General features: G+C 56.8%; 22 protein-coding genes. 20 read left to right on the plus strand and 2 right to left on the minus strand.

Annotation, left to right across the window (positions count from 1 at the left end; genetic code table 11):
• Positions 1–21 precede the first annotated feature (21 nt).
• The 15 genes from remA to spoVM all read left to right on the plus strand — a co-directional run bounded on the left by remA (position 22) and on the right by spoVM (position 14,554).
• Positions 22–282: an extracellular matrix/biofilm regulator RemA gene (gene remA, locus FPZ49_RS16870; RefSeq protein WP_009672664.1), complete on the plus strand. Its 261-nt coding sequence runs from the start codon at positions 22–24 to the stop codon at positions 280–282.
• Entirely contained in the window at positions 272–913 is a 642-nt protein-coding gene (gmk, locus tag FPZ49_RS16875) for a guanylate kinase (RefSeq protein WP_144848927.1), read from the plus strand. The genes remA and gmk overlap by 11 nt, the downstream gene beginning before the upstream one ends.
• On the plus strand, positions 913–1,131 hold the full coding sequence (gene rpoZ / locus FPZ49_RS16880) for a DNA-directed RNA polymerase subunit omega (RefSeq protein ID WP_144848929.1): 219 nt from the start codon (positions 913–915) through the stop codon (positions 1,129–1,131). Before gmk ends, rpoZ begins: the two co-directional genes overlap by 1 nt.
• Positions 1,132–1,199: 68 nt before the next feature.
• Positions 1,200–2,426, plus strand: a complete 1,227-nt coding sequence (gene coaBC / locus FPZ49_RS16885) for a bifunctional phosphopantothenoylcysteine decarboxylase/phosphopantothenate--cysteine ligase CoaBC (protein ID WP_144848932.1) — start codon at positions 1,200–1,202, stop codon at positions 2,424–2,426.
• Positions 2,411–4,909 (plus strand): primosomal protein N', encoded by a 2,499-nt coding sequence (gene priA, locus FPZ49_RS16890; protein ID WP_144848935.1) that lies wholly within the window; start codon positions 2,411–2,413, stop codon positions 4,907–4,909. Before coaBC ends, priA begins: the two co-directional genes overlap by 16 nt.
• 182 nt (positions 4,910–5,091) lie before the next feature.
• Complete coding sequence (gene def, locus FPZ49_RS16895; RefSeq protein WP_144848938.1) at positions 5,092–5,574, plus strand: peptide deformylase; 483 nt, start codon at positions 5,092–5,094, stop codon at positions 5,572–5,574.
• 20 nt (positions 5,575–5,594) lie between these two features.
• Positions 5,595–6,524 (plus strand): methionyl-tRNA formyltransferase, encoded by a 930-nt coding sequence (gene fmt, locus FPZ49_RS16900; protein ID WP_144849135.1) that lies wholly within the window; start codon positions 5,595–5,597, stop codon positions 6,522–6,524.
• Between the two features lie 23 nt (positions 6,525–6,547).
• Entirely contained in the window at positions 6,548–8,020 is a 1,473-nt protein-coding gene (gene rsmB, locus FPZ49_RS16905) for a 16S rRNA (cytosine(967)-C(5))-methyltransferase RsmB (RefSeq protein ID WP_144848940.1), read from the plus strand.
• Between the two features lie 137 nt (positions 8,021–8,157).
• Positions 8,158–9,252: a 23S rRNA (adenine(2503)-C(2))-methyltransferase RlmN gene (rlmN, locus tag FPZ49_RS16910; RefSeq protein ID WP_261381458.1), complete on the plus strand. Its 1,095-nt coding sequence runs from the start codon at positions 8,158–8,160 to the stop codon at positions 9,250–9,252.
• Positions 9,253–9,260: 8 nt separating this feature from the next.
• A complete protein-coding gene (locus FPZ49_RS16915) occupies positions 9,261–10,031 on the plus strand; it encodes a Stp1/IreP family PP2C-type Ser/Thr phosphatase (protein WP_144848945.1) in 771 nt (256 codons plus the stop codon).
• 7 nt (positions 10,032–10,038) lie between these two features.
• On the plus strand, positions 10,039–12,228 hold the full coding sequence (pknB, locus tag FPZ49_RS16920) for a Stk1 family PASTA domain-containing Ser/Thr kinase (RefSeq protein WP_144848948.1): 2,190 nt from the start codon (positions 10,039–10,041) through the stop codon (positions 12,226–12,228).
• On the plus strand, positions 12,229–13,146 hold the full coding sequence (rsgA, locus tag FPZ49_RS16925) for a ribosome small subunit-dependent GTPase A (RefSeq protein ID WP_144848951.1): 918 nt from the start codon (positions 12,229–12,231) through the stop codon (positions 13,144–13,146).
• A gap of 1 nt (position 13,147) precedes the next feature.
• Positions 13,148–13,807 carry a ribulose-phosphate 3-epimerase gene (rpe, locus tag FPZ49_RS16930; protein WP_144848954.1) on the plus strand — a complete coding sequence of 220 codons (660 nt, stop codon included), beginning with the start codon at positions 13,148–13,150 and terminating at the stop codon, positions 13,805–13,807.
• Between the two features lie 6 nt (positions 13,808–13,813).
• Entirely contained in the window at positions 13,814–14,062 is a 249-nt protein-coding gene (locus FPZ49_RS16935; protein WP_144848957.1) for a hypothetical protein, read from the plus strand.
• A gap of 411 nt (positions 14,063–14,473) precedes the next feature.
• Positions 14,474–14,554 (plus strand): stage V sporulation protein SpoVM, encoded by an 81-nt coding sequence (gene spoVM, locus FPZ49_RS16940; RefSeq protein WP_014652194.1) that lies wholly within the window; start codon positions 14,474–14,476, stop codon positions 14,552–14,554.
• A gap of 163 nt (positions 14,555–14,717) precedes the next feature.
• Here the strand turns inward: spoVM and rpmB are convergent, their stop codons facing one another.
• Positions 14,718–14,906 carry a 50S ribosomal protein L28 gene (gene rpmB / locus FPZ49_RS16945; protein WP_010498258.1) on the minus strand — a complete coding sequence of 63 codons (189 nt, stop codon included), beginning with the start codon at positions 14,904–14,906 and terminating at the stop codon, positions 14,718–14,720.
• A 225-nt stretch (positions 14,907–15,131) separates the two neighbouring features.
• Here rpmB and FPZ49_RS16950 point away from each other — a divergent pair, with 225 nt between their 5' ends.
• The 5 genes from FPZ49_RS16950 to FPZ49_RS16970 all read left to right on the plus strand — a co-directional run bounded on the left by FPZ49_RS16950 (position 15,132) and on the right by FPZ49_RS16970 (position 20,712).
• Complete coding sequence (locus FPZ49_RS16950; RefSeq protein WP_144848960.1) at positions 15,132–15,494, plus strand: Asp23/Gls24 family envelope stress response protein; 363 nt, start codon at positions 15,132–15,134, stop codon at positions 15,492–15,494.
• 78 nt (positions 15,495–15,572) lie between these two features.
• Positions 15,573–17,351 (plus strand): DAK2 domain-containing protein, encoded by a 1,779-nt coding sequence (locus tag FPZ49_RS16955; protein ID WP_144848963.1) that lies wholly within the window; start codon positions 15,573–15,575, stop codon positions 17,349–17,351.
• A 49-nt stretch (positions 17,352–17,400) separates the two neighbouring features.
• Positions 17,401–18,252, plus strand: a complete 852-nt coding sequence (locus FPZ49_RS16960) for a DegV family protein (protein WP_144848966.1) — start codon at positions 17,401–17,403, stop codon at positions 18,250–18,252.
• On the plus strand, positions 18,253–20,307 hold the full coding sequence (gene recG / locus FPZ49_RS16965; protein ID WP_144848969.1) for an ATP-dependent DNA helicase RecG: 2,055 nt from the start codon (positions 18,253–18,255) through the stop codon (positions 20,305–20,307). It abuts the gene before it with no gap.
• 117 nt (positions 20,308–20,424) lie between these two features.
• Positions 20,425–20,712 carry a stage VI sporulation protein F gene (locus tag FPZ49_RS16970; RefSeq protein ID WP_144848972.1) on the plus strand — a complete coding sequence of 96 codons (288 nt, stop codon included), beginning with the start codon at positions 20,425–20,427 and terminating at the stop codon, positions 20,710–20,712.
• Between the two features lie 53 nt (positions 20,713–20,765).
• Here the strand turns inward: FPZ49_RS16970 and FPZ49_RS16975 are convergent, their stop codons facing one another.
• Entirely contained in the window at positions 20,766–21,641 is an 876-nt protein-coding gene (locus FPZ49_RS16975; protein WP_186445877.1) for an AraC family transcriptional regulator, read from the minus strand.
• Positions 21,642–21,659 lie beyond the last annotated feature (18 nt).

Raw genomic sequence — 21,659 nt, forward strand, 5'->3', positions numbered from 1 at the left:
CATTCCAGGGGGAAACCATACATGGCGATCAAACTTATCAACATCGGTTTCGGGAACATCGTGTCTGCGAATCGAATCATATCCATTGTCAGCCCGGAATCGGCGCCAATCAAACGGATTATTCAAGAAGCGCGTGACCGCCATATGCTGATTGATGCAACGTATGGACGACGTACGCGGGCCGTAATTATTACGGACAGCGACCATGTTATTTTATCTGCGGTCCAACCGGAAACGGTGGCGCATCGACTTTCCAATAAGGACGATGATCATGACGAGTAATGTCAGTATTTCCTCTGCTGAAAAAGGAATTTTAATCGTGCTTTCGGGACCTTCCGGTGTCGGTAAAGGTACCGTGTGCAAAGCGCTTCGCGAATGCTCGAGCGATATTATCTACTCCGTGTCGGCCACGACTCGGGAGCCGAGACAAGGTGAAGTCGACGGCGTGAATTATTTTTTCAAGAGCAGGGAACAATTTCAGCAGTTAATCGAGCAGGACCAAATGCTAGAATGGGCGGAGTATGTAGGAAACTACTATGGCACCCCGCGTAAATTTGTGGAAGACACACTCGCTTCCGGAAAAGATATTATCCTGGAGATTGAAGTTCAGGGTGCACTGAAGGTAAAGCAGAAGTTTCCGGAAGGTGTTTTTATATTCCTCCTACCGCCGTCCCTGACCGAGCTGGAAAGCCGGATTGTCGGCCGTGGAACGGAAACAGAGGATGTCATTCGAAGCCGCATGTCCGTAGCCGTCGAAGAAATTGCCTTGATGGAGCACTACGACTATGCGATCGTGAACGATCAGGTCGACCTAGCTTGTCAGCGGATCCGGTCCATTCTTACAGCAGAACGCTGCCGCAAAGATCGGATGGTTTCCAAAATTCAACACTGGATGGCAGAGGTGAAAAAATAATGTTGTATCCTTCGATTGACCGTTTGCTTGATAAAGTAGACAGCAAATACTCTTTGGTGGTAGCGGCTGCGAAGCGCGCGCGTTTGCTGCGTGACGGAGCGAAATCCGAGGTTCGCCAAAAGAGATCGCATAAGCACGTGGGCTTAGCTTTGGAAGAGATTTATGAAGATCACATTTCGTACGAGAAGCTGCAAACCAAAGAAACCGACAAAAAATAAACAACCCTTAGCGGTTGTTATTTTTTTCGTTAAGGTTCTTCAGCGATTGGAAGGAGGGGAAGTGCAGAATGAGAGGAAAAACGATCATACTCGGGGTATGCGGTGGCATTGCTGCCTTTAAAGCGGCTGCCCTGTGCAGCAAGCTGGCTCAGGCAGGGGCCGAGGTGCGCGTCATTATGACGGAATCGGCGGCCAAATTCGTGGCTCCACTGACATTCCAAACGCTGTCGAGGCATGAGGTGGCGATCGATACGTTCGATGAGAAGGACCCGTCCGTCGTTTCACACATTAACCTGGCGGATAGCGCAGATCTGGTCGTCATCGCTCCGGCGACAGCGAACATGATCGGCAAGCTGGCGCACGGGATCGCGGACGATATGCTGAGCACGACGCTGCTTGCGACGGAGGCTCCGGTGATGATCGCCCCGGCCATGAACGTACATATGTATGCGCACCCGGCAGTTCAGGCCAATATGCAAACGCTGGCGGACCGCGGAGTCCGGTATGTGGAGCCAGGGGTCGGTTTGCTGGCCTGCGGTTACGTGGGCAAAGGCCGGCTTGCCGAGCCGGAAGACATCGTCGCAGCGATCGGGCAGTTTTTTGCCCAACAGCAGCTGCTTCGCGGGAAAAAGGTGCTGGTAACGGCCGGTGGGACAGTGGAGCGGATTGATCCGGTTCGCTATTTGACGAACGACTCGTCCGGCAAAATGGGCTTCGCAATCGCCGAGCAGGCTAGGCTGATGGGTGCCGATGTGACGCTGGTCGTTGCGAAGACATCTGCTGCGATTCCGACAGGAATGCAGATCGTACGAGTGGAATCCACGCTGGATATGATGGAGGCGGTGCTTTCCCGGCTGCCGGAGCAGGATCTCATTATTAAAGCGGCGGCCCCGGCGGATTATCGGCCGGTGGAGCGAGCGGAGCAGAAGATCAAGAAAAAAGAAGAGGAGCTCACGCTGACGCTGGTGAAAAACCCCGACATCCTTCAGGCTGTCGGCGAGCGAAAAACGCCCAAGCAATTTGTGATCGGATTTGCTGCGGAGACGCACAATCTGGACGCCTTTGCCATGGACAAGCTGAAGCGCAAAAAGTGCGACTTGCTCGTGGCAAACGATGTAACGGCGGAGGGCGCAGGCTTCGGAACGGATACGAATGTGGTGAAAATTTTTGACCAACATGGACTCTTGGAAGCGCCGCCGATGATGACGAAGGCGCAGGTGGCCGAGCGGCTTCTGACCCTTGCAGCAGAGCGGCTGGCAAAGGGGGAAGGCACTGACGAATGTACGCAAAAGTAATCGTCGATGTCCCCGCCAAGCAAACGAACCGGGCGTTTGATTATTCGGTGCCGAAGGCGCTCCGCGATTGGATTGCCGTTGGCAGCCGGGTCAGCGTGCCGTTCGGTCCGCGGACGCTTCAAGGCTTTGTCGTGGAGCTGCACGAAGGAACCGAGCTGAACACCAGCAAGATCAAACCGATTGAGCAAGTGCTGGATTTGACCCCGCCGCTGACGCCGGAGCTGGTGAAGCTGGCGCGCTGGATGAGCCGAACGTATATGTGCCACGAAATTACGGCGCTGCAGGCGATGATCCCGGGCGCGCTCAAAGCGAAGTACGAGCGCCGCGTTCAAGTGAGCGAAGCTTACGCGGAGGGGAGCGAGGGTCAGCATGCGATGCTGCTCCCGAAGCAGCAGGAAATTGTCGACTACGTCCGGTCACGCGAATCGGTGGAGCTGGAAGCGCTGCTGGAGCGGTATGCTTCGGACGGCCTGCTGGTGAAGCAGCTCATGAGTGAAGGCCTGCTGTCGGAGGTTCAACTGGTCAAGGACCGCATGACCGCCAAAAAAGCGCTGACCGTTTTCCCGCCAGATGAACCGGATCAGCTGGAGGCATGGTTGGCGGAGCTTCCGGCTAGAGCCGCCAAGCAGAAGGAAGTGCTGCAGCATTTTATCGAGCGTCCCGAGCCGATCAAGCTGACCGAGTTGCTGACACAGCTATCTATCAGTGCGGGAACGGTCAAGGGATTGGCCGAGCGGGGCTGGCTGCGCATCGAGGAGGTTGAGGTGCAGCGGGATCCGTATGCCTCGCGGACGTTTCAGCTGACCTCGCCGCTGCCGCTCACACCGGAGCAGCAGCAGGTGTTCGGGCGGATCCGGGATGCGGTGGTCGCTCACGAGCAGCGGGTCTTTTTGCTGCACGGTGTGACGGGAAGCGGGAAGACGGAAGTGTATCTGCAGTCGATTCAAGAGTGCCTCGACCGTGGACGCGAAGCGATCGTCCTGGTGCCTGAGATTTCGCTAACGCCCATGATGGTCGAGCGCTTCAAAGGCCGCTTCGGCAATCGGGTGGCGGTGCTGCACAGCCGGCTTTCCAATGGCGAGCGGTATGATGAGTGGCGTAAAATCGTCCGCAAGGAAGTGAGCCTCGTGATTGGGGCGCGTTCGGCGATGTTTGCCCCGTTCGAGCGGCTCGGTCTGATCATTATCGATGAAGAGCACGAGACAACCTATAAGCAGGAAGAGAGTCCGAAGTACCATGCACGGGATGTGGCGATCGCCAGAGCGTTCGAGCATCGGGCCGCGGTCGTGCTCGGTTCGGCAACGCCATCCTTGGAAAGCATGTACCGCACGATGCGTCAAGCGGTCGAGGAAGCGACGGAGGAACGCCCGGCTTTTGAGCTGCTGTCGATGCCGACTCGCGTAGAAGGCCGTCCGCTGCCTCGGGTGAATATTGTCGACATGCGGGAGGAGCTGAAGAACGGCAATCGCTCCATGTTCAGCCGGGCGCTGTATAAAGCGATCGAAGAACGGTTACACAAGAAAGAACAGACCGTTTTGCTGCTGAATCGGCGCGGGTACGCCACGTTCGTCATGTGCCGGAGCTGCGGCTATGTCGCGGACTGTCCGCACTGCGACATTTCGCTGACGTATCACCAGAGCTCGAAGGCGGTCCGCTGCCATTATTGCGGCTACGCCGAACGGGAGCTGACGCTTTGTCCGGATTGCGGCAGCGAGCACATCCGTCATTTCGGCACTGGGACGCAGCGGGTGGAGGAGGAGCTGGGCAAGCTGTTCCCCGGCATCCGCGTCATCCGCATGGACGTCGATACGACGACGGAAAAGGGCTCGCACGAAAAATGGCTGACGATGTTCCGCAACCAGCAAGCTGATGTGCTGCTGGGGACGCAGATGGTGGCTAAGGGATTGGATTTTCCGCAGGTGACGCTCGTGGGCGCGTTGGCGGCCGATTCGGTGCTGAACCTGCCTGATTTTCGGGCAGCGGAGCGCACGTTCCAATTGCTTACGCAGGTGGCTGGGCGGGCCGGGAGGCACCAGCTTCCCGGTGAGGTATTCGTGCAGACGTATACTCCAGAGCATTACAGCATCATCAGTGCCAGCCATCATGATTACATGAGCTTCATGCGCAAAGAGATGCAGCTGCGTCATTTTCATAATTATCCGCCGTTCCATCGGCTCGTGCTCGTCACACTGTCGCATGAACAGGTGCCGATGCTATTGCGTGCGGGCGAGATGCTCGCCACCCGCTTGAAGGAGCTCGCGAAGCCGCTCGAGGAGGCCGGTGCACAGCTCGAGGTACTGGGGCCCGTCGCTTCGCCGATCTCACGGATCAAAGATAGATATCGGTTTCAATGCATGATAAAATATCGGGGAGAGACGGACATTACGGCCATTGTAGAGCAAGCCACGGCTGTGCTCGATGAGACGGTCAAGCAGCAGAAGCTGACGGTTTCGGTCGACGTGGATCCTCAATTGCTGATGTAACACGGTTACCGCCGGTCATGGTTAAGGTTGTTTTAGCAGACGGTGGTGCCGGTACCGGTGCAGCGGCTTCTCAAGGGTGGCGGTTGTCATCGTGAGAGCGGCTGGAATATACATAGAATTAGCATTTTACTGAAATCATTCATTCCCATGGGTTGCTTAACAAAAAGGATGGTGTCCACATTATGGCGATTAAAATCATTGTCAAAGATCCGGATCCGGTGCTGCGCGAGAAATGCGTGCCGGTATCGAAAATTACTCCGAACATCCATAAGCTGCTGAAGGACATGGCCGATACGATGTACGACGCGCCGGGCGTAGGCCTCGCAGCGCCGCAAATCGGTATTCTGAAGCGCGTTATTGTGATGGACGTAGGCGATGAGCATGGGCTGATCGAGCTGATCAATCCGGAGATCATTGAGCGGGAAGGCGAGATGCTTGGCCCGGAAGGCTGCCTTAGCATCCCGGGCTTTACGGGCGATGTCAGACGCGCTGCCCGCGTGAAGGTGAAGGGATTGAACCGCGACGGCGAAGAGATCGTCATCGAGGGAACGGAGCTGCTCGCTCGCTGCATTCAGCACGAGGTGGATCACTTGAACGGCGTGCTGTATACCGATCTGGCGGAAGCCATGTACAAGGATGAGCCGCGGGACCGTGGTGAAGCATGAGTGTTGTCAGAGTCGTCTTTATGGGCACGCCGGACTTCGCCGTGCCTTCTTTGCACAAGCTGCTCGGCAGTGAGCAGGTCGAGGTTGTGGCCGTCGTTACCCAGCCGGATCGTCCGGTGGGACGCAAGCGGGTGCTGACGCCTACGCCGGTGAAGGTCGAAGCGGAGAAGCACGGGCTGACCGTGCTTCAGCCGGAGCGGCTTCGCCGGCCGGAATCGGTGGAAGCGCTGCGGGCGCTGCAGCCGGATTTGATCGTTACGGCGGCGTATGGACAAATTTTGCCGAAGTCGGTGCTGGACTTGCCGCGCTTCGGCTGTATTAACATCCACGCGTCGCTGCTGCCGAAATACCGCGGAGGCGCGCCGATCCATTACGCCGTGATGAACGGGGACGCCGAAACCGGCGTTACGATCATGTACATGGCCGAGGGCCTCGACACCGGGGACATGCTCAGTAAGATCGTGGTTCCGATCGGCGACGAGGACACGACCGGCACGATGTTTGAGAAGCTGAGCGTGGCCGGAGCTGAGCTGCTCGAGGATACGCTGCCGAAGCTGCTGGCAGGCGACCTGGAGGCCGTGCCGCAAAACGATGCGGAAGCCGTCTATTCGCCCAATATTCAGCGGGAGCAGGAGCAGATCGATTGGACGCAGCCAGCCGATCGGATCTGGCATCTGGTACGCGCACTCCATCCGCGTCCAGGTGCGTTTACGCTGTGGAACGGCGAGGTGCTGAAGGTGTGGACATGTGCAAAGCCGGACGCAGCTGAAGCCGCGCCGGCGAAGGCGCAGCCTGGCGCTGTGGTGGAAGCCGGAGACAAGGGCGTTGCTGTCGCGACCGGCCAGGGCTTGCTGTGGATCAAGGAGCTGCAGCCCGCAGGGAAAAAAGCGATGGAAGCGGCGCAGCTGGCCCGTGGCGGACAGCTGGCTCCCGGCACGGTGCTGGGATAACGGATCGGAGGATAAGACATATCGTGACGAACGGAAAACATCAAGGTGCCGCACCGGCTCGACGGACGGGTAGGCCTCCCAAGAGCGGCGGGGGTCCCTCATCAAAAGCTAGGGGACCGGTCTCTGCTGCCGCGGCTGCAAAGAAGAGGACGCCATCGGCTAGGGAAGCCGCGCTGGACGTGCTGGTCCGCATCGAGCAGGATCATGCGTACAGCAACTTGCTGCTGAATCAGACGCTGCAGAAGCATCAGCTGGACAAGCCCGACGCGGGGCTTGCGACCGAGCTGGTCTACGGCACGATTCAGCGGCTGAATACAATTGACTACTTTCTGGAGCCGCTTGTGACTAAGGGGCTGCGCAAGCTGGAGCCTTGGGTGCGGGCCTTGCTGCGGCTGAGCTTCTATCAGCTGTACTACTTGGACCGCATCCCCGACCATGCTGCGGTGAATGAAGCGGTCAACATCGCCAAGCGCCGCGGGCACCAGGGCATCTCCGGCATGGTCAACGGCGTGCTGCGCAGTGTGATCCGCCGTAAGCCGGAGCTTACGCTGCCCGCCGATTTGCCGGCGGCGCAGCGCATCGCTTTGGCCGAGTCGCACCCCGAATGGCTGGTGCGGCGCTGGATCCGCCAGTTCGGCGAGCAGACGGCGGAACGCATCTGCGCGGCGAACAACACCCCGCCGCGCGTCAGCCTGCGCGCGAACGCCTTGATGCTCGGCCGCGACGCGCTGGCCGAGCGGCTTCGCCAAGGAGGGCTCGATGCGGAGCCCTCCGAGGTCGCCCCCGCCGGCGTGACCGTGCGCGGCGGCGGCAATATGGCCCTGACGCCGGAGTATGCGTCAGGCCTGTTTTCGGTGCAAGACGAGAGCTCGATGCTCGTCGCGGAATGGGTGGACCCGCAGCCGGGCGAGCGGGTGCTGGATTGCTGCGCCGCGCCTGGCGGGAAGACGGCGCATCTGGCGGAGAAGATGGGCGACCGCGGCGAGATCGTGGCTTGCGATGTACATGAGCATAAGCAGAAGCTGATTAGCGACCAGGCGCAGCGGCTCGGCTTAAAGTCCATTCGCACGCTGACAGCGGATGCCCGCAAGCTGGCGGAGCATTTTCCTCCTGCGAGCTTCGATCGCATTTTGCTGGACGCACCTTGCTCCGGTCTTGGCGTCATCCGGCGCAAGCCGGATATGAAGTGGGAGAAAACCGAGCAGGAGCTCTCTGACATCTGCGTGGTTCAGCATGATTTGCTGGAGGCGGTTTATCCGCTGCTGAAGCCGGGCGGGGTGCTGGTCTACAGCACTTGCACCATCGAGGCGGCGGAGAATGAGGAGATGGTTCGCGGGTTTTTGCAGCGGCATCCCGAGTTTGAGCTGGACGCTCCGCCAAGGCGGGTTCCGGAGCAGTCGGCAAGCGGTGACGCACCTGCGTTCGTGCAAATTTTACCGTACGAGTTTGGCTCCGACGGATTTTTCATCGCCAGACTCAAGCGCCGCCATGCATAAAAAGCCTGAATTCAGGCGCTGAAACGAGCATAATGACATAGATTGTGGTAAACTAGATGTGGCCTTTTCCGAGCCGAAAGCGTTCGCGAAAGGTCCATCTTTGCACTATAGCATATAAACAGGTTGTGATATGGATTATGGAATTACAGGACATGCCCAAAAGCAAAGCGCCGGTCAACAACGGCAAGCCGTATGTTTACGATTTGACGCTGGAGGATTGGCAGGAATGGGTTAAAGGCAATGGGGAGGCCGGCTTTCGGGCAGGCCAAATTTTTGATTGGCTGTATGTGAAAAGAGTTTCAAGCTTCGACCAAATGTCGAACCTGCCCAAGTCGCTGCGGGAAAAGCTCGTCGGTCAGTTTGATTTTGTGACGCTGACGGAAGTGGCGCATTACCGGTCGCAGGACGGTACCGTGAAGTTTCTGTTCGAGCTGAACGACAAGAACGCGATCGAAACCGTCGTGATGAAGCATAGCTACGGCAACAGCATTTGCGTAACCACGCAAGTGGGCTGCCGGATCGGCTGTACGTTTTGCGCCTCGACGCTAGGCGGACTGAAGCGGAATCTGTCGGCGGGGGAAATCATCGCTCAGGTGGTGAAGGCGCAGCAAATGCTGGACCAAACCGGGGAGCGGGTCAGCAGCATCGTCATCATGGGGATCGGCGAGCCGTTCGAAAACTACGATGAGGTGATGAAGTTCCTCAAGGTGATGATTCATCCGAAGGGACTCAACATCGGCCAGCGCCACATTACGGTGTCAACGAGCGGGATCGTGCCGAACATTTACCGATTTGCGGATGAAGATACGCAAATTAACCTGGCTATCTCGATTCATGCGCCGAACGATGAACTGCGCTCAAAGTTGATGCCGGTCAACCGCAGGTTCCCGTTCAAGGATCTGATCGAGGCTTGCCAATACTACATTGCGAAGACGGGGCGGCGGATTACGTTCGAATATGCCTTGATGGGTGGTGTGAACGATCAGCCGGAGCATGCGGAGGAGCTGGCGAAGGTGCTGAAGGTGTTCCCCCATGCGCATGTGAATTTGATCCCGGTCAACTTCGTGTCCGAACGCAATTTTGTGCGCACGGAGCGGGACGATATTTTTACCTTCCAACGCATATTGGAACGGGGTAAGGTCAACGCCACGATACGCCGGGAGCAGGGCAGCGATATTGCCGCCGCTTGCGGGCAGCTACGGGCGAAGCATATGGAATCGGGTGCGAGGTGAAACAAGGGATGCGGAGAGCGGCCTACCAAACGGATATCGGGCGTGTGCGAATGATTAACGAGGACCGTGCGGTCGTTCAGGAAAATCTGAGCGGCCTCACGCTCGCCATCGTGGCAGACGGGATGGGCGGGCATCAAGCCGGGGACATGGCTAGCAGTATGGCGGTGGAACTCATTGAGCAGGGGCTTCAGTCTCTCCATCCTGAGGTACCGTGGGAGGAGCGGCAAACGCTGCTGCGGGAAACGATCGAAACCGCTAACGAGAAAATTTTTGAATTTGCGGCCCAGCGGGACAATTATCACGGCATGGGCACGACGGTGGTGGCGGTGCTGGCGGATGATGAGCATGCGGTCATCGGCCACATTGGCGACAGCCGGGCGTATTTGATTCGCGGCGAGAGTATTGAGCAGATTACGGAGGACCATTCGCTCGTCAATGAGCTCGTTCGCAGCGGTCAGATCAGCCGTGAGGAAGCAATCCATCATCCGAGACGCAACGTGTTGACGCGTGCGCTCGGGACAGAGCCTACGATTGAAGTGGACGTGCAGCAAATAAACTGGCAGTCCGGCGATCTGCTGCTGATTTGCAGCGACGGGCTCAGCAACTTGGTTGAGCCGGCGCAGATGGTGCAGCAGGTCGCAGGCGGCGGGGAGCTGGAGCCTAAGGTCCAGCGGCTTGTTCATGATGCGCTCGAGGCCGGGGGCGACGATAATATTACGGTCGTTTTGCTCGCTAATGTCGAGGGCGGCCACCTACATAACGATGGAGAAGCGAGGTGAGGATTGAATGATCGGTAGACAGCTTGGAGGACGTTACGAGATTATCGAGCGGGTCGGCGGCGGCGGCATGGCCATTGTGTATAAGGGACTAGATATTTTATTGCATCGGCATATCGCTGTGAAGGTGCTGCGCCAGCAGTACGTGCACGACGAGGAATTCATTCAACGATTTCGCCGTGAAGCGCAAGCCGCAGCCTCGTTATCCCATCCGAATGTAGTCAGCATTTATGACGTCGGTCAAGAGGAAGACGTGCATTACATTGTGATGGAATATATCGAGGGCACCACGTTAAATGATCTGATCAAGGAAAAGGCGCCGCTCCAAGTGGAGGAAGCGATTCATATCGCCGGTCAGATTTGCGATGCCCTCGATCATGCGCATCACAATCAAATCATCCATCGCGACATTAAGCCTCACAACATTTTGATTGGCAAAAATGGCCGTGTAAAGGTAACCGATTTCGGGATCGCCCGGGCCGTCACATCTTCAACCATTACACAGACCGGCTCGGTGGTCGGGTCGGTGCATTATTTTTCACCGGAGCATGCCAAAGGGACGCCGACTGGTGAGCAATCGGACCTGTACTCTCTGGGGATTGTGATGTATCAGATGCTGACGGGAAGACTGCCGTTTCTCGGCGAAAGCCCGATCAGCGTGGCGCTGAAGCATTTGCAGGAGGACGTGGAGGAGCCGCGCAAGGTGAATCCGCTGATCCCGCAAAGCGTGGAGAACATCATTCTGCGGGCGATGCGCAAAAGCACCTCGGAGCGGTACCGCTCGGCCAAGGAGATGCTCAGCGATCTGGAATCGTGCCTGCTGCCGAATCGGCGCAATGAGCCCAAGGTCAGCTTTGTCGACGACGATGAACTGGACGAGGAGCGGACACGGGTCATGCCAGCGCTTCGGCCAGGACAATTTGCCGCCGCCGAGGCGGGGGATTCAGACGAGGAGCCCGAGGAGGAGCAACCGGAAAAAAAGAAGAATCGCTGGGTCAAGCCGCTCATTTGGGCTATCGTCCTGATCGTGCTGCTCGGCGGAATGTGGTATGCCGTAGGGTGGGCTAAAACCCAAATGACGGTGCCAGAGGCGACGGTGCCGAAGGTTGTCAATCTGCCGCTGGCGGAAGCGGAGCAGAAGCTGAAGGACGTAGGGCTCGATTCCGAGGTCTCTTACGAACCGTCGAAGGACGTTCCGAAGGACACGGTCATCCGGCAAAGCCAATCCGATATTAAGGTGAAGCTCCCAAGCAAGATCAAGCTGTATGTCAGCCAAGGGCCGGAAAAGCAGAAGATGCCGGATGTGGTCAAGAAGAAGCTGACGGAAGCGAAGCTTGCTCTGACGAATCTCGGGATCAAGCCGGAAAATATTAGCGTGGAGCAAAAGTTCATGGACGTCGAGCCGGATACGGTCATGACGCAAACGCCTTTAGCAAACGACGATATCGATGCGGCGACGGCGACGGTCAAGCTCGTGGTCAGCAAAGGCAAGGAAACGATTCCGATGCCGAATCTGGTCGGCAAGACCGAGGCGGAAGCCAAGAATACGATTCTGGTGAGCAGCTTGAAGCTGGCGAAAGACGGCATTAACTACGAGGCCAGCTATAAAGTGTCCAAGGGCCGGGTCATCAAGCAGTTCCCGTATGAGCCGAACGACAGCGTGTCGCCGGGGGCGGAAATTAGCTTGACTGTCAGTTCGGGCCTGCCGGACGAAGCCGGACCGATGAAGGTTCCCGTTCAAGTAAAGCCGGCGCGGGAAGGCAAGGCATCCACGATCAAAATTATTTTGACGGACGCAGCATACGAGAATTATGAATATCAGACGATGAACAACGTGACGAAGCCGGAAAATGTGGACGTCAATTTGGTCGTTTCCCCTGAGAAGAAGGCCGTGATTCAAATCAAGGTCGATAATAATATCGGGGATATTATGACGGTGACGTATCAAGATTATTTGGCGCAAAAGAGCGGTAAGCCGATCACGCCGGGAACGCCGAGCACGCCGGGCGGATCGACCCCAACACCAACGCCGTCCCCGACACCGTCGCCGGGTCAGGTTACGCCGACTCCACCGCCTGCAACTACAGGGGGCGGCACTAAGCCTCCGGTAACGCCCGCAAGCGGCGGAGCCGGGGGCAGCCAGACCCCGGCCGGCAGTCCGGGCGGCGCTACACCAGGTACAGGAGGCAGAAGCGGATAAATGCCAACCGGGTTAATCGTTAAGGCATTAAGCGGATATTACTATGTTCTCTCGGAGGACGGGCAATCGACCGACTCCATCCAGTGCCGCGCGCGCGGTATTTTCAAAAAACGCGGCATTTCCCCCTTGGTCGGTGATCGAGTGGTGTATGAGCTGACGGAAAACGGAGAAGGCACGGTCGATGAGATCCTGCCCCGGACCGTGGAGCTGATTCGGCCGCCGATTGCCAATGTGGATCTGGCCGTGCTCGTGTTCTCCATCGACGAGCCGGCGCTCAATTTGCCGCTGCTGGATAAGTTTCTGGTGCACACAGAGAGTGCTGGTCTGGAAACGCATATTTGCTTGACCAAGCATGACCTGACGAAGGACGTGGACGGTGCCGAGTCGGGGGAGTCGACGGTGAGCCTCGACGAGGCGATTCGCCTGTATGAATCGATCGGCTATTCCCTCACGGTGACCAGTGCCAAAGAAGGCATCGGCGTGACCTCGGTTCTCGACCGGCTGGCAGGGCGCATCAGCGTGTTTGCCGGACAATCGGGCGTAGGGAAATCGTCGCTTCTGAACGCCATGGTGCCCGGGCTGCAGCTGGAGACGAACCAGATCAGCATGAAGCTGGGCCGCGGCAAGCATACGACGCGCCATGTGGAGTTGATCCGGCTGCAGAATGGTGGGGTCGTCGCCGATACCCCGGGCTTCAGCCAGTTGGACTTCCTGCAGGTCGACGCCGAGGGGCTTAGCGCCTGCTTCCGGGAGTTTGCTCCGTATGCCGAGCAGTGCCGCTTCCGGGGCTGCTTGCACCTGCACGAGCCGGACTGTAAGGTACGGGAGGCTCAGGAGGAGGGGCAGATCGCTGCCTCGCGCTTTGCTTCGTATTTGCAATTTTTAGGGGAAATCCGAGACAAGAAGAGGAGGTACTGACATGCTGCGGATTGCTCCTTCGATTTTATCCGCCGACTTCTCCGTACTGGGGCAAGAGATTGCCGACGTGGAACGCGGCGGAGCGGATTGGATTCATGTGGACGTCATGGACGGCCAGTTTGTTCCGAATATTACGATTGGGCCGCTGGTGGTCGAAGCCATTCGTCCCAAAACCCGGCTGCCGCTCGATGTCCATCTGATGATCGAACAGCCGGACCGGTACATTCCTGCTTTTGCCCAGGCGGGCGCCGATCTGATTTCGGTCCATGTGGAAGCCTGCGTGCATTTGCACCGGACGCTGCATTTGATTAAGGAACAAGGGATCAAAGCCGGGGTTGTGCTGAATCCAGCCACGCCCCTCTCCACTTTGGAGCATGTGCTGGACGAGTCGCTGGACCTGGTACTGCTAATGACGGTCAACCCCGGCTTCGGGGGACAGGCGTTCATCCCAAGCATGCTGCCCAAAATTAAGGCGCTGCGCCAGATGCTTGTGGAGCGGGGATTGTCGCACGTTGATATCGAGGTGGATGGCGGGATCAACGAAGGGACGGCTAAGCAGGTGATCGAGGCGGGAGCGAACATGCTGGTCGCCGGCAATGCGGTATTCAATCAAGCGGATCGGGCACGTGCGATTCGAAGCCTTCGGGGCGAAGGGGGATAAGACGAGATGCGGACGCTGGTTGTGATCGGATTTAGCTTGCTGTGCGCAGGTATGCTCACCTTGTTCTCGCAAATTCAGGACTTATTGAAGTATCTTTTTTCCTTGGGCGCTTTATATGTCGGAATTCAGTTCTTTAAACGGTATGAAACGCGAAGCATGCGCATTGCGTTCGTCGTTACCACGGTGCTGTTTTATTTCATCTTTGCTGTGTTCTATGCGATTTATCTCACCATGCAACAGCAGCAGGCTGCATAGGACTGCCAGGTCATATGGCTCAAGATCAGGCCGCGTATATGGGACTGTTGACAAACGGCACTTCACCTCTTGGTGATACAATATATGGAATTAAAAACGCTGATGATCCACTATATATTGTAGTGAATCATCAGCATTTTATTTAGCTAAGGACTTTGTCAACAGTCCCTATATCGCGGTCTTTTTTTGTTGCGGCCGAAAGCCAAAAGGAAGAATAATCCCCCCTGCCGGTTCATACATTGTAACAATGATTTGGGAGTGTCTCTATCGCTCGGAGGATCATCTGCAGCGGGAAAGGAACGTTTTGGATCCGAGCGGAATAGAATAAGGATGTGTTTAAAGGAAATGGTTTTGCTTTGACTGACGAGGGTGGTTTGGCATCAAGCGAAGCCGGAAGGAGGAGGATGACGAATGAAATTTTACACGATTAAGCTTCCTAAATTTTTAGGTGGATTTGTCAAGGCCGTACTTAATACATTCAGCAAAAACTGAAGGTGTGCGTGTTCATACTTAGGCATCCGCCAAAAACCAGGGGATAAACGTCTCCGTCGTCCCGGGGACGAGCGCGCGTTTGTCAAGGTTGATGCGAAGAAACCAACTAAAAAAGCACCTGTAGCAGGTGCTTTTTGTCTGCGATCGCATGTGCGTCCGCTGATTATACGCGAGTTACTTTTCCGGATTTCAACGCTTTGGTGCTTACCCAAACACGCTTCGGCTTTCCGTCCACCAGAATGCGGACTTTTTGCACGTTTACTCCCCAAGTACGCTTCGCCTTGTTGTTCGCGTGGGAAACGTGGTTGCCAGTACCTGGACCTTTACCAGTAATAAAACATTTGCGGGACATTGTTACACCTCCTTAAAGCTCCGACGACGTTCCGTCTTCGATAACTCACATGTTTCGTGATCACTTTGAAAACACACTCAAATATCATATCACAGCCCAATTAGCCCCGTCAACGCGGAACATGGGATTTTCTCCACTGTTCACCAATTTTATTTATTTCTCGACTTATCTATAGTACAATGAAAAATAGTCCATCCTAATCTATATCGAAGGAGCTGTATGGAGATGGCTATTGAACTGTCTACAGAATATGGCAAAGTTTTTGTTACGGATGAAGTGATTTCTGTGCTTGCTGGCTCCGCCGCATTGGATTGTTATGGACTCGTAGGTATGGCCTCGCGGAACCAACTGAAGGACGGGATCGCCGAGCTGCTGCGTCGGGACAATTTGAGCCGCGGCGTAGAGGTGCATCGGGATGAGCAAGGCGTATTGACCATCGATTTATATATTGTCGTCAGCTATGGTACGAAAATATCCGTTGTTGCACACAATGTGCAATCCAAGGTAAAATACATGCTCAAAGATGTGGCAGGTCTTCAGGTCGACACAGTGAATATTTTCGTTCAAGGCGTACGTGTAACGCAATAACAGCGGCCTGTCAGCCGGGAATACCGGTTGCTGGCTTGGCTGGGCACGTCTCGAACAGGGGCAATTGCAGGAAGGGGAATGGTGTTTTTGAGTAAGCGCTTAAATGAAATTAACGGTCGTGATTTTATCCTGATGGTGGAGGCTGGTGCCGCCGCCCTACAAAGAAACGTGGATAAGGTCAACGCACTCAACGTTTTTCCGGTGCCGGATGGGGATACGGGAACGAACATGAATCTGACTTTAACCTCTGGAGTGGAGGAGCTTCGCCGTCGTCCGTCCGAGCATCTGGGAAAAGCGGCCGAGGCGCTGGCAAAAGGACTGTTAATGGGCGCGCGGGGCAATTCGGGCGTCATCTTGTCGCAGCTGTTTCGCGGTTTTTCCAAGGCGGTGACGGAACTGGAGTCGGCGAACGCCCAGCAGTTGGCTGCGGCATTCCAAAGCGGTGTGGACATGGCCTACAAGGCCGTCGTCAAGCCGGTGGAGGGGACGATCCTGACCGTCGCGAAGGAAGCGGCGAAGCAGGGGGTTACGACTGCCAAGCGGCAGACGAATGTGAACGCCGTCATGGCGGAGGTGTTAACGAAAGCACAAGAAGCATTGGCTAAAACGCAGGACATGCTGCCCATTTTGAAGCAGGTCGGAGTGGTTGACTCGGGCGGTCAAGGGCTTGTTTATATATATGAAGGCTTTGTTTCGGCGATGCAATCCGGAGGGGAAGAGCACGTCCCCGCTCAAGTCCCGTATGCGGCGCTCGGAGCGATCGTACAGGACCCGGCGGAAGAAGCCCCGATATCCGCGCAGGCGCATCCGCATGCAAGTGCGCATGGACATGGACATGGGGAGCCTACGCGTGCTCAAGCGAAGCTCGCTACCGAGGACATCGAGTTTGGCTACTGCACCGAATTTATCGTGACACTGAAGCCTGGCAGCCGCGCTTTCAATGAGCGGAGCTTCCGCGAGGAGCTGTCTGCGATGGGCGATTCGCTCTTGGTGGTGGCCGATGAAGACTTGGTCAAGGTGCATATCCATGCCGAATACCCAGGGACGGTCATGAATCTGGCGCAGAAGTTCGGCGATCTGAGCCGCATCAAGATTGAAAATATGCGCGACCAGCATTCTCACATCTTAATGGAGGAAGCAGAAGAGGCGAAGGCTTCTGTAAGCGCTGGAGCCCCGGCTGCACCGCAGGTGGACCGCAAGCCGTACGGATTTGTAGCAGTCTCGGTCGGGGAAGGGATCTCCGGTATTTTCAAAAGCTTGGGCGTCGATCAAGTGCTGTTCGGCGGCCAGACGATGAATCCGAGCACGGAGGATATCGTCAAGGCGATTGCGGAAGTGAACGCGAAGACGGTCTTTGTGCTTCCGAACAATTCGAATATTATTTTGGCCGCTCAGCAAGCGGTGGAGCTTGTGGAAGACAAGCAAGTGATCGTGATCCCGAGCAAATCGATCCCGCAAGGCATTGCCGCAGTGATCGCATTCCAAGAAACCGCGGCGCCGGACGACAACGCGGACGAGATGCAGCAGGTGCTGCAGCAGGTGCAGGCCGGTCAAGTGACCTACGCGGTGCGCGATACCCAAATGGATGGCATCGAGATTAAGCAAGGCGATTATATCGGTATTCATAATAGTAAAATCGTATCTGCGGAACCGGATTTGCTTGACTCCTGCAAGAAGCTGGTGGCTAGCCTCCTGGAGAGCGGGGCGGAGATCGTGACGCTGTACACGGGAGAGGACGCCGATCCTGCGCAAACGGAGACGCTGGTGGATCACATCGAGCAGACCTTCGAGGATGTGGAAGTAGAAGTACATGAAGGCGGTCAACCGCTGTACTACTACATCATCTCCGCGGAATAAAATAGAGTAACGGCACGACGCTCAATGTTGGAAAATGGGGTGAACCTTATTGAAACAGGTTCGAATTGTAACGGATAGCACGGCGGATATTTCGCCGGAGCTGAGGGAGAAATACGGGATTGCCATGGTGCCGCTCAAGGTGCTGTTTGGCTCGGAGGTTTACCGCGACGCGGTGGATATGATGCCGGATGAGTTCTATGTCCGGCTGGCGGAGTCGAAGGGCTCGCTGCCGACGACTTCGCAGCCCTCGCCGGTGGAGTTTCTGGAAACGTACAAACAGCTGGCCGAAGAAGGCGATGGACCGATCATCTCGATCCATCTGTCGTCCGCGCTGAGCGGAACGTACCAATCGGCGGTGCTGGCCCGATCGATGATCGAGGAGGCGGATGTGACCGTCGTCGATTCCAAATCGGCGTCCTACGGCATCGGCTATTTGGCCGTTGCTGCCGCAGAGGCGGCTCGGCAAGGGAAGAGTAAAGAAGAGATTTTGGCGCTGATCGCTTCTCTTCGCAAGGATATGAGGCTGTACTTTTTGGTGGATTCGTTGGAGAATTTGCAAAAGGGCGGCCGGATCGGAAAAGCAGCGGCGCTCGTCGGCTCCCTGTTGAACATCAAGCCGATTCTTTCAATTACGGAGGAGGGCGAAGTGTACTCCGTCGATAAAGTGCGCGGGCAGAAGAAAGCGATGAATCGTATCATCGAGCTGTTCCAGCAAGACTTCGCCGGTCAGGCGCTTCATGTAACGATGCTTTATTCCACTGATCGCGAGCTGGCGGAGGATCTGTTGTCGCTGCTTCGCGCTCAGTTTGAGGTGCGGGATGTGCATTACACGCACCTGGGGCCGGTCATCGGCACCCATGCAGGACCCGGAACCGTAGCGGCGATAGCGGTGCCCGTTTAGATGACGGTCGATTTGTATTCGCTTCCGGTCACGAAGGTGTCCGGCGTCAAAGGCAAGAAGCCCGAGGAGCTGCTCGCGCTCGGCATTTCGAGTGTGGGTGAGCTCCTTGATTATTATCCTTTCCGCTACGAGGACTACACGCTTCGCGATTTGACGCAGGTGAAGGACGGGGACAAGATCACGGTGCAAGGAACGATTGCGGGACTGCCGCAGGTGCAGATGTATGGACGCACCAAGTCGCGCATGCTTTGCAAAATCGTGGTGGACAACCTGTTCATTTCCGCCGTATGGTTTAACCGGCACTTCTTGAAGGAGAAGCTGACGGCGGGCGCGGACATTGTACTGACGGGAAAATGGGATTTGAAACGACTGCAGCTGACCGTATCCGAAGTGGAGTTTCCCGGCAAGGGAGCGTCTCAGATCGGCACGCTGCAGCCGGTGTATTCGATCACCGGCTCCATTACGCAGAAGTGGATTCGCCAGACGATGCAGCAGGCGCTGCTGCAGTTCACGGAGCTGATTCCGGAGGTGCTGCCTCCAGAGCTGCTGCGCAAATACGATTTGCTGCCGCGGAAGCATGCGGTAACCTTGCTGCATATGCCTGGCTCGATGGAGCAGGGGCAGCGGGCTAGGCGCCGCATGGTGTATGAGGAGCTGTTCTTGTTCCAGCTCAAGATGCAGGCGTACCGCGCGCTCAATCACTCCCGCGCGGATGGGGTGGCGCATCCGGTCGATCTGCCCGGCGTACGTGCCTTCGTGCGTGCGCTTCCCTTTACGCTGACGGAGTCGCAAAAAAACGTGCTGGCCGAAATTTTGCAGGATCTGCAGCGGCCGCACTGTATGAACCGCCTGCTGCAGGGCGATGTAGGCGCCGGCAAAACGGTTGTCGCCGCCGCGGCGCTGTTTGCCGTCGTGAAGGCCGGCTACCAAGGCGCGCTCATGGTGCCGACGGAAATTCTCGCCGAGCAGCATAAGCGGTCGCTGGACCGGCTGTTTGAGCCGTACGGCATTCAGACCGCGCTGCTCACCGGAAGCTTGACGGACCGTCAGCGCCGGGACGTGCTGGCTTCGCTGCAGATGGGGATGGTCGATGTCGTGATCGGCACGCATGCGCTCATTCAGGAGGATGTGTTCTTCCGCAAGCTCGGGCTCGTCGTGACGGATGAGCAGCATCGGTTCGGCGTACAGCAGCGCAGTGTCCTGCGTCAGAAGGGGATGAACCCCGACATTCTGACGATGACGGCGACACCGATTCCGAGGACGCTCGCCATTACCGCCTTCGGCGATATGGACGTATCCACGCTTCGCGAGCTTCCGAAAGGCCGCAAGCCGATCAAAACCTACTCCGTAACGCCGAACATGCTGGAGCGGGTGATGGGCTTCATCGGGCGCGAGGTGGCCGCAGGGCGGCAGGCGTACGTGATTTGTCCGCTGATCGAGGAGTCGGAGAAGCTCGACGTGCAGAACGCCATTGATGTGCATGCGCAGCTTCAATTCGAATTTCCGCAGTATCGGGTCGGATTGCTGCATGGGCGCATGACGCCGGGCGAAAAGGACGAAGTGATGCGGGAATTCAGCGCCGGCCGCGTGCATGTGCTGGTTTCCACCACGGTCATCGAGGTCGGGGTGGACGTGCCGAATTCGACGCTGATGATCGTCTACGATGCGGACCGCTTCGGCTTATCGCAGCTGCATCAGCTGCGCGGACGGGTCGGGCGAGGAGAGCATCAATCCTACTGCGTGCTCATTGCCGACCCGAAGAATGAGGTGGGGAAAGAGCGCATGAAGGCGATGACGGACACGAACGACGGCTTCGAAATCGCGCGGCGTGACCTCGAGCTGCGGGGGCCGGGCGACTTCTTCGGCACGAAGCAGAGCGGTGCACCGGAGTTCCGGATCGCCGATATGGTCACCGATTTTGAGGTGATGGAGCAGGCGCGCGACGATGCCGCGGCGCTGGTAGGCCGCTCCGACTTCTGGACGGAGGCCGTCTTTATGCCGCTGAAGCAGTATTTGCAGCGGGAGCACATTTTTAATAGCGAGCTGCTCGATTAAAAGAAATAGGTACACATGGCCAAGCACTCCGTCATAGACTTTACTGTGTGACATCTGTCCAAACGGATGCAGCAGGCGTCGGCTCGTCCGGTGCGCTGCACAGAGGAGGTGCGGGGCATGAGCTATACCAAGTATGGGTTTGATCCTGCGCAAGTGGAGCGGATTAAGCTGAAGATGAAAAATCCCGAGACGAAGGAACGGGTAAAAATGATTTTGCAAGGTGTCACCAAGTACGATCTGCAGGACCGCGTTAAGGTGCGCCGCTTTGTCGGGATGCTGACTAAGGTGCTCGGGGAGAAGGTCACGGAGCAGCAAACCGAGCAGCTGGTCAATTTCGTCATCGCGCAAAAAATTGATCCGAACAATACGTTTCACTTGATCAAACTGTGGGGCATGTTCCGCTGATGCGGGCATGCTCTTTTTTTTATGCGGTTCTTTAGGTGGAGGTAGCCCCCAGGTCAGATCAGGAACTGCCGGCGGTACGTCTGCGGGCTGACGCCGACGATCCGTTTGAAGACGCCGATAAAGGAGTCGATGTCCTTGTACCCGACGCTGATGGCGATCGAGCTGATTTTGTGCTGCGTGGTGCGGAGGGCGTGGCAGCTATGGTGGATGCGGACATTTTGCAGGTAGCTGCGGAAGGTCTGGCCGGTGTGCTGCTTGAACAGCCGCTGCAGATGGCGCTCGCTCCATTGGCATCGTTCTGCCAGGTCGCTTAGCGTGAGGTCATCGCCGTAATGTCGGTCTACATAGTGAAGCACATGAGAGAAATGAGCTGCGCCTTCGCTCGAAACGGATAGGGTTGGGAGCTCATGCTGAAGGCGATAGGCCTCGACGATCAGCTGTAGAAGAAGCGCGTACAGGTAGGTGTGGGAGCCTGTCCGGGTGAGCGCGTACTCTTGATGAAGCTTCACGAAGAGCGGCTCCATTGCGCCGGTCGCGTCCATGATGGAAGAAGGGGAGAGCGAAGCTCCCTTAAGTCGGTTCACCTGCTCAGTAATGTGCGGATCGTCGATCAGGACGGCCACTTGATCCAAGGCCTGTGGCGTAAAGACGCAATTGTAGACGACGAGCGGGTTTTTTTGCGCATCGGCGGAGCTGGGCCGGAACACATGGGAGATGCCCAGCGGAATGATGAACAGCTGGCCTTTTTTCGCGGTCTCGACTTGGTTTTCCATGTGATGAAACCCTTTGCCTTCAGCGACATAGGCGAATTCAATAAAATCGTGCGAGTGAAGCGGCAGGTCGAAGTCCTCCACCGCCCGGTTGACATAAATATGGAAGCTGCTGCCGAAAACCCGCTCAGCCGTTAAGGTTTGCTGCGGTCGTTTCATGCCAGGTGCACCTCGCGT

It is taken from the genome of Paenibacillus cremeus, assembly GCF_007786445.1.
GTDB classification, from domain to species: domain Bacteria; phylum Bacillota; class Bacilli; order Paenibacillales; family NBRC-103111; genus Paenibacillus_G; species Paenibacillus_G cremeus.

Bases quoted from the DNA above. Each gene is read 5' to 3' on its own strand.
- remA (WP_009672664.1), top strand. From the start codon at position 22: ATGGCGATCAAACTTATCAACATCGGTTTCGGGAACATCGTGTCTGCG.
- gmk (WP_144848927.1), top strand. From the start codon at position 272: ATGACGAGTAATGTCAGTATTTCCTCTGCTGAAAAAGGAATTTTAATC.
- rpoZ (WP_144848929.1), top strand. From the start codon at position 913: ATGTTGTATCCTTCGATTGACCGTTTGCTTGATAAAGTAGACAGCAAA.
- coaBC (WP_144848932.1), top strand. From the start codon at position 1,200: ATGAGAGGAAAAACGATCATACTCGGGGTATGCGGTGGCATTGCTGCC.
- priA (WP_144848935.1), top strand. From the start codon at position 2,411: ATGTACGCAAAAGTAATCGTCGATGTCCCCGCCAAGCAAACGAACCGG.
- def (WP_144848938.1), top strand. From the start codon at position 5,092: ATGGCGATTAAAATCATTGTCAAAGATCCGGATCCGGTGCTGCGCGAG.
- fmt (WP_144849135.1), top strand. From the start codon at position 5,595: ATGGGCACGCCGGACTTCGCCGTGCCTTCTTTGCACAAGCTGCTCGGC.
- rlmN (WP_261381458.1), top strand. From the start codon at position 8,158: ATGGAATTACAGGACATGCCCAAAAGCAAAGCGCCGGTCAACAACGGC.
- FPZ49_RS16915 (WP_144848945.1), top strand. From the start codon at position 9,261: ATGCGGAGAGCGGCCTACCAAACGGATATCGGGCGTGTGCGAATGATT.
- pknB (WP_144848948.1), top strand. From the start codon at position 10,039: ATGATCGGTAGACAGCTTGGAGGACGTTACGAGATTATCGAGCGGGTC.
- rsgA (WP_144848951.1), top strand. From the start codon at position 12,229: ATGCCAACCGGGTTAATCGTTAAGGCATTAAGCGGATATTACTATGTT.
- rpe (WP_144848954.1), top strand. From the start codon at position 13,148: ATGCTGCGGATTGCTCCTTCGATTTTATCCGCCGACTTCTCCGTACTG.
- FPZ49_RS16935 (WP_144848957.1), top strand. From the start codon at position 13,814: ATGCGGACGCTGGTTGTGATCGGATTTAGCTTGCTGTGCGCAGGTATG.
- spoVM (WP_014652194.1), top strand. From the start codon at position 14,474: ATGAAATTTTACACGATTAAGCTTCCTAAATTTTTAGGTGGATTTGTC.
- rpmB (WP_010498258.1), bottom strand. From the start codon at position 14,906: ATGTCCCGCAAATGTTTTATTACTGGTAAAGGTCCAGGTACTGGCAAC.
- FPZ49_RS16950 (WP_144848960.1), top strand. From the start codon at position 15,132: ATGGCTATTGAACTGTCTACAGAATATGGCAAAGTTTTTGTTACGGAT.
- FPZ49_RS16955 (WP_144848963.1), top strand. From the start codon at position 15,573: ATGGTGTTTTTGAGTAAGCGCTTAAATGAAATTAACGGTCGTGATTTT.
- recG (WP_144848969.1), top strand. From the start codon at position 18,253: ATGACGGTCGATTTGTATTCGCTTCCGGTCACGAAGGTGTCCGGCGTC.
- FPZ49_RS16970 (WP_144848972.1), top strand. From the start codon at position 20,425: ATGAGCTATACCAAGTATGGGTTTGATCCTGCGCAAGTGGAGCGGATT.
- FPZ49_RS16975 (WP_186445877.1), bottom strand. From the start codon at position 21,641: ATGAAACGACCGCAGCAAACCTTAACGGCTGAGCGGGTTTTCGGCAGC.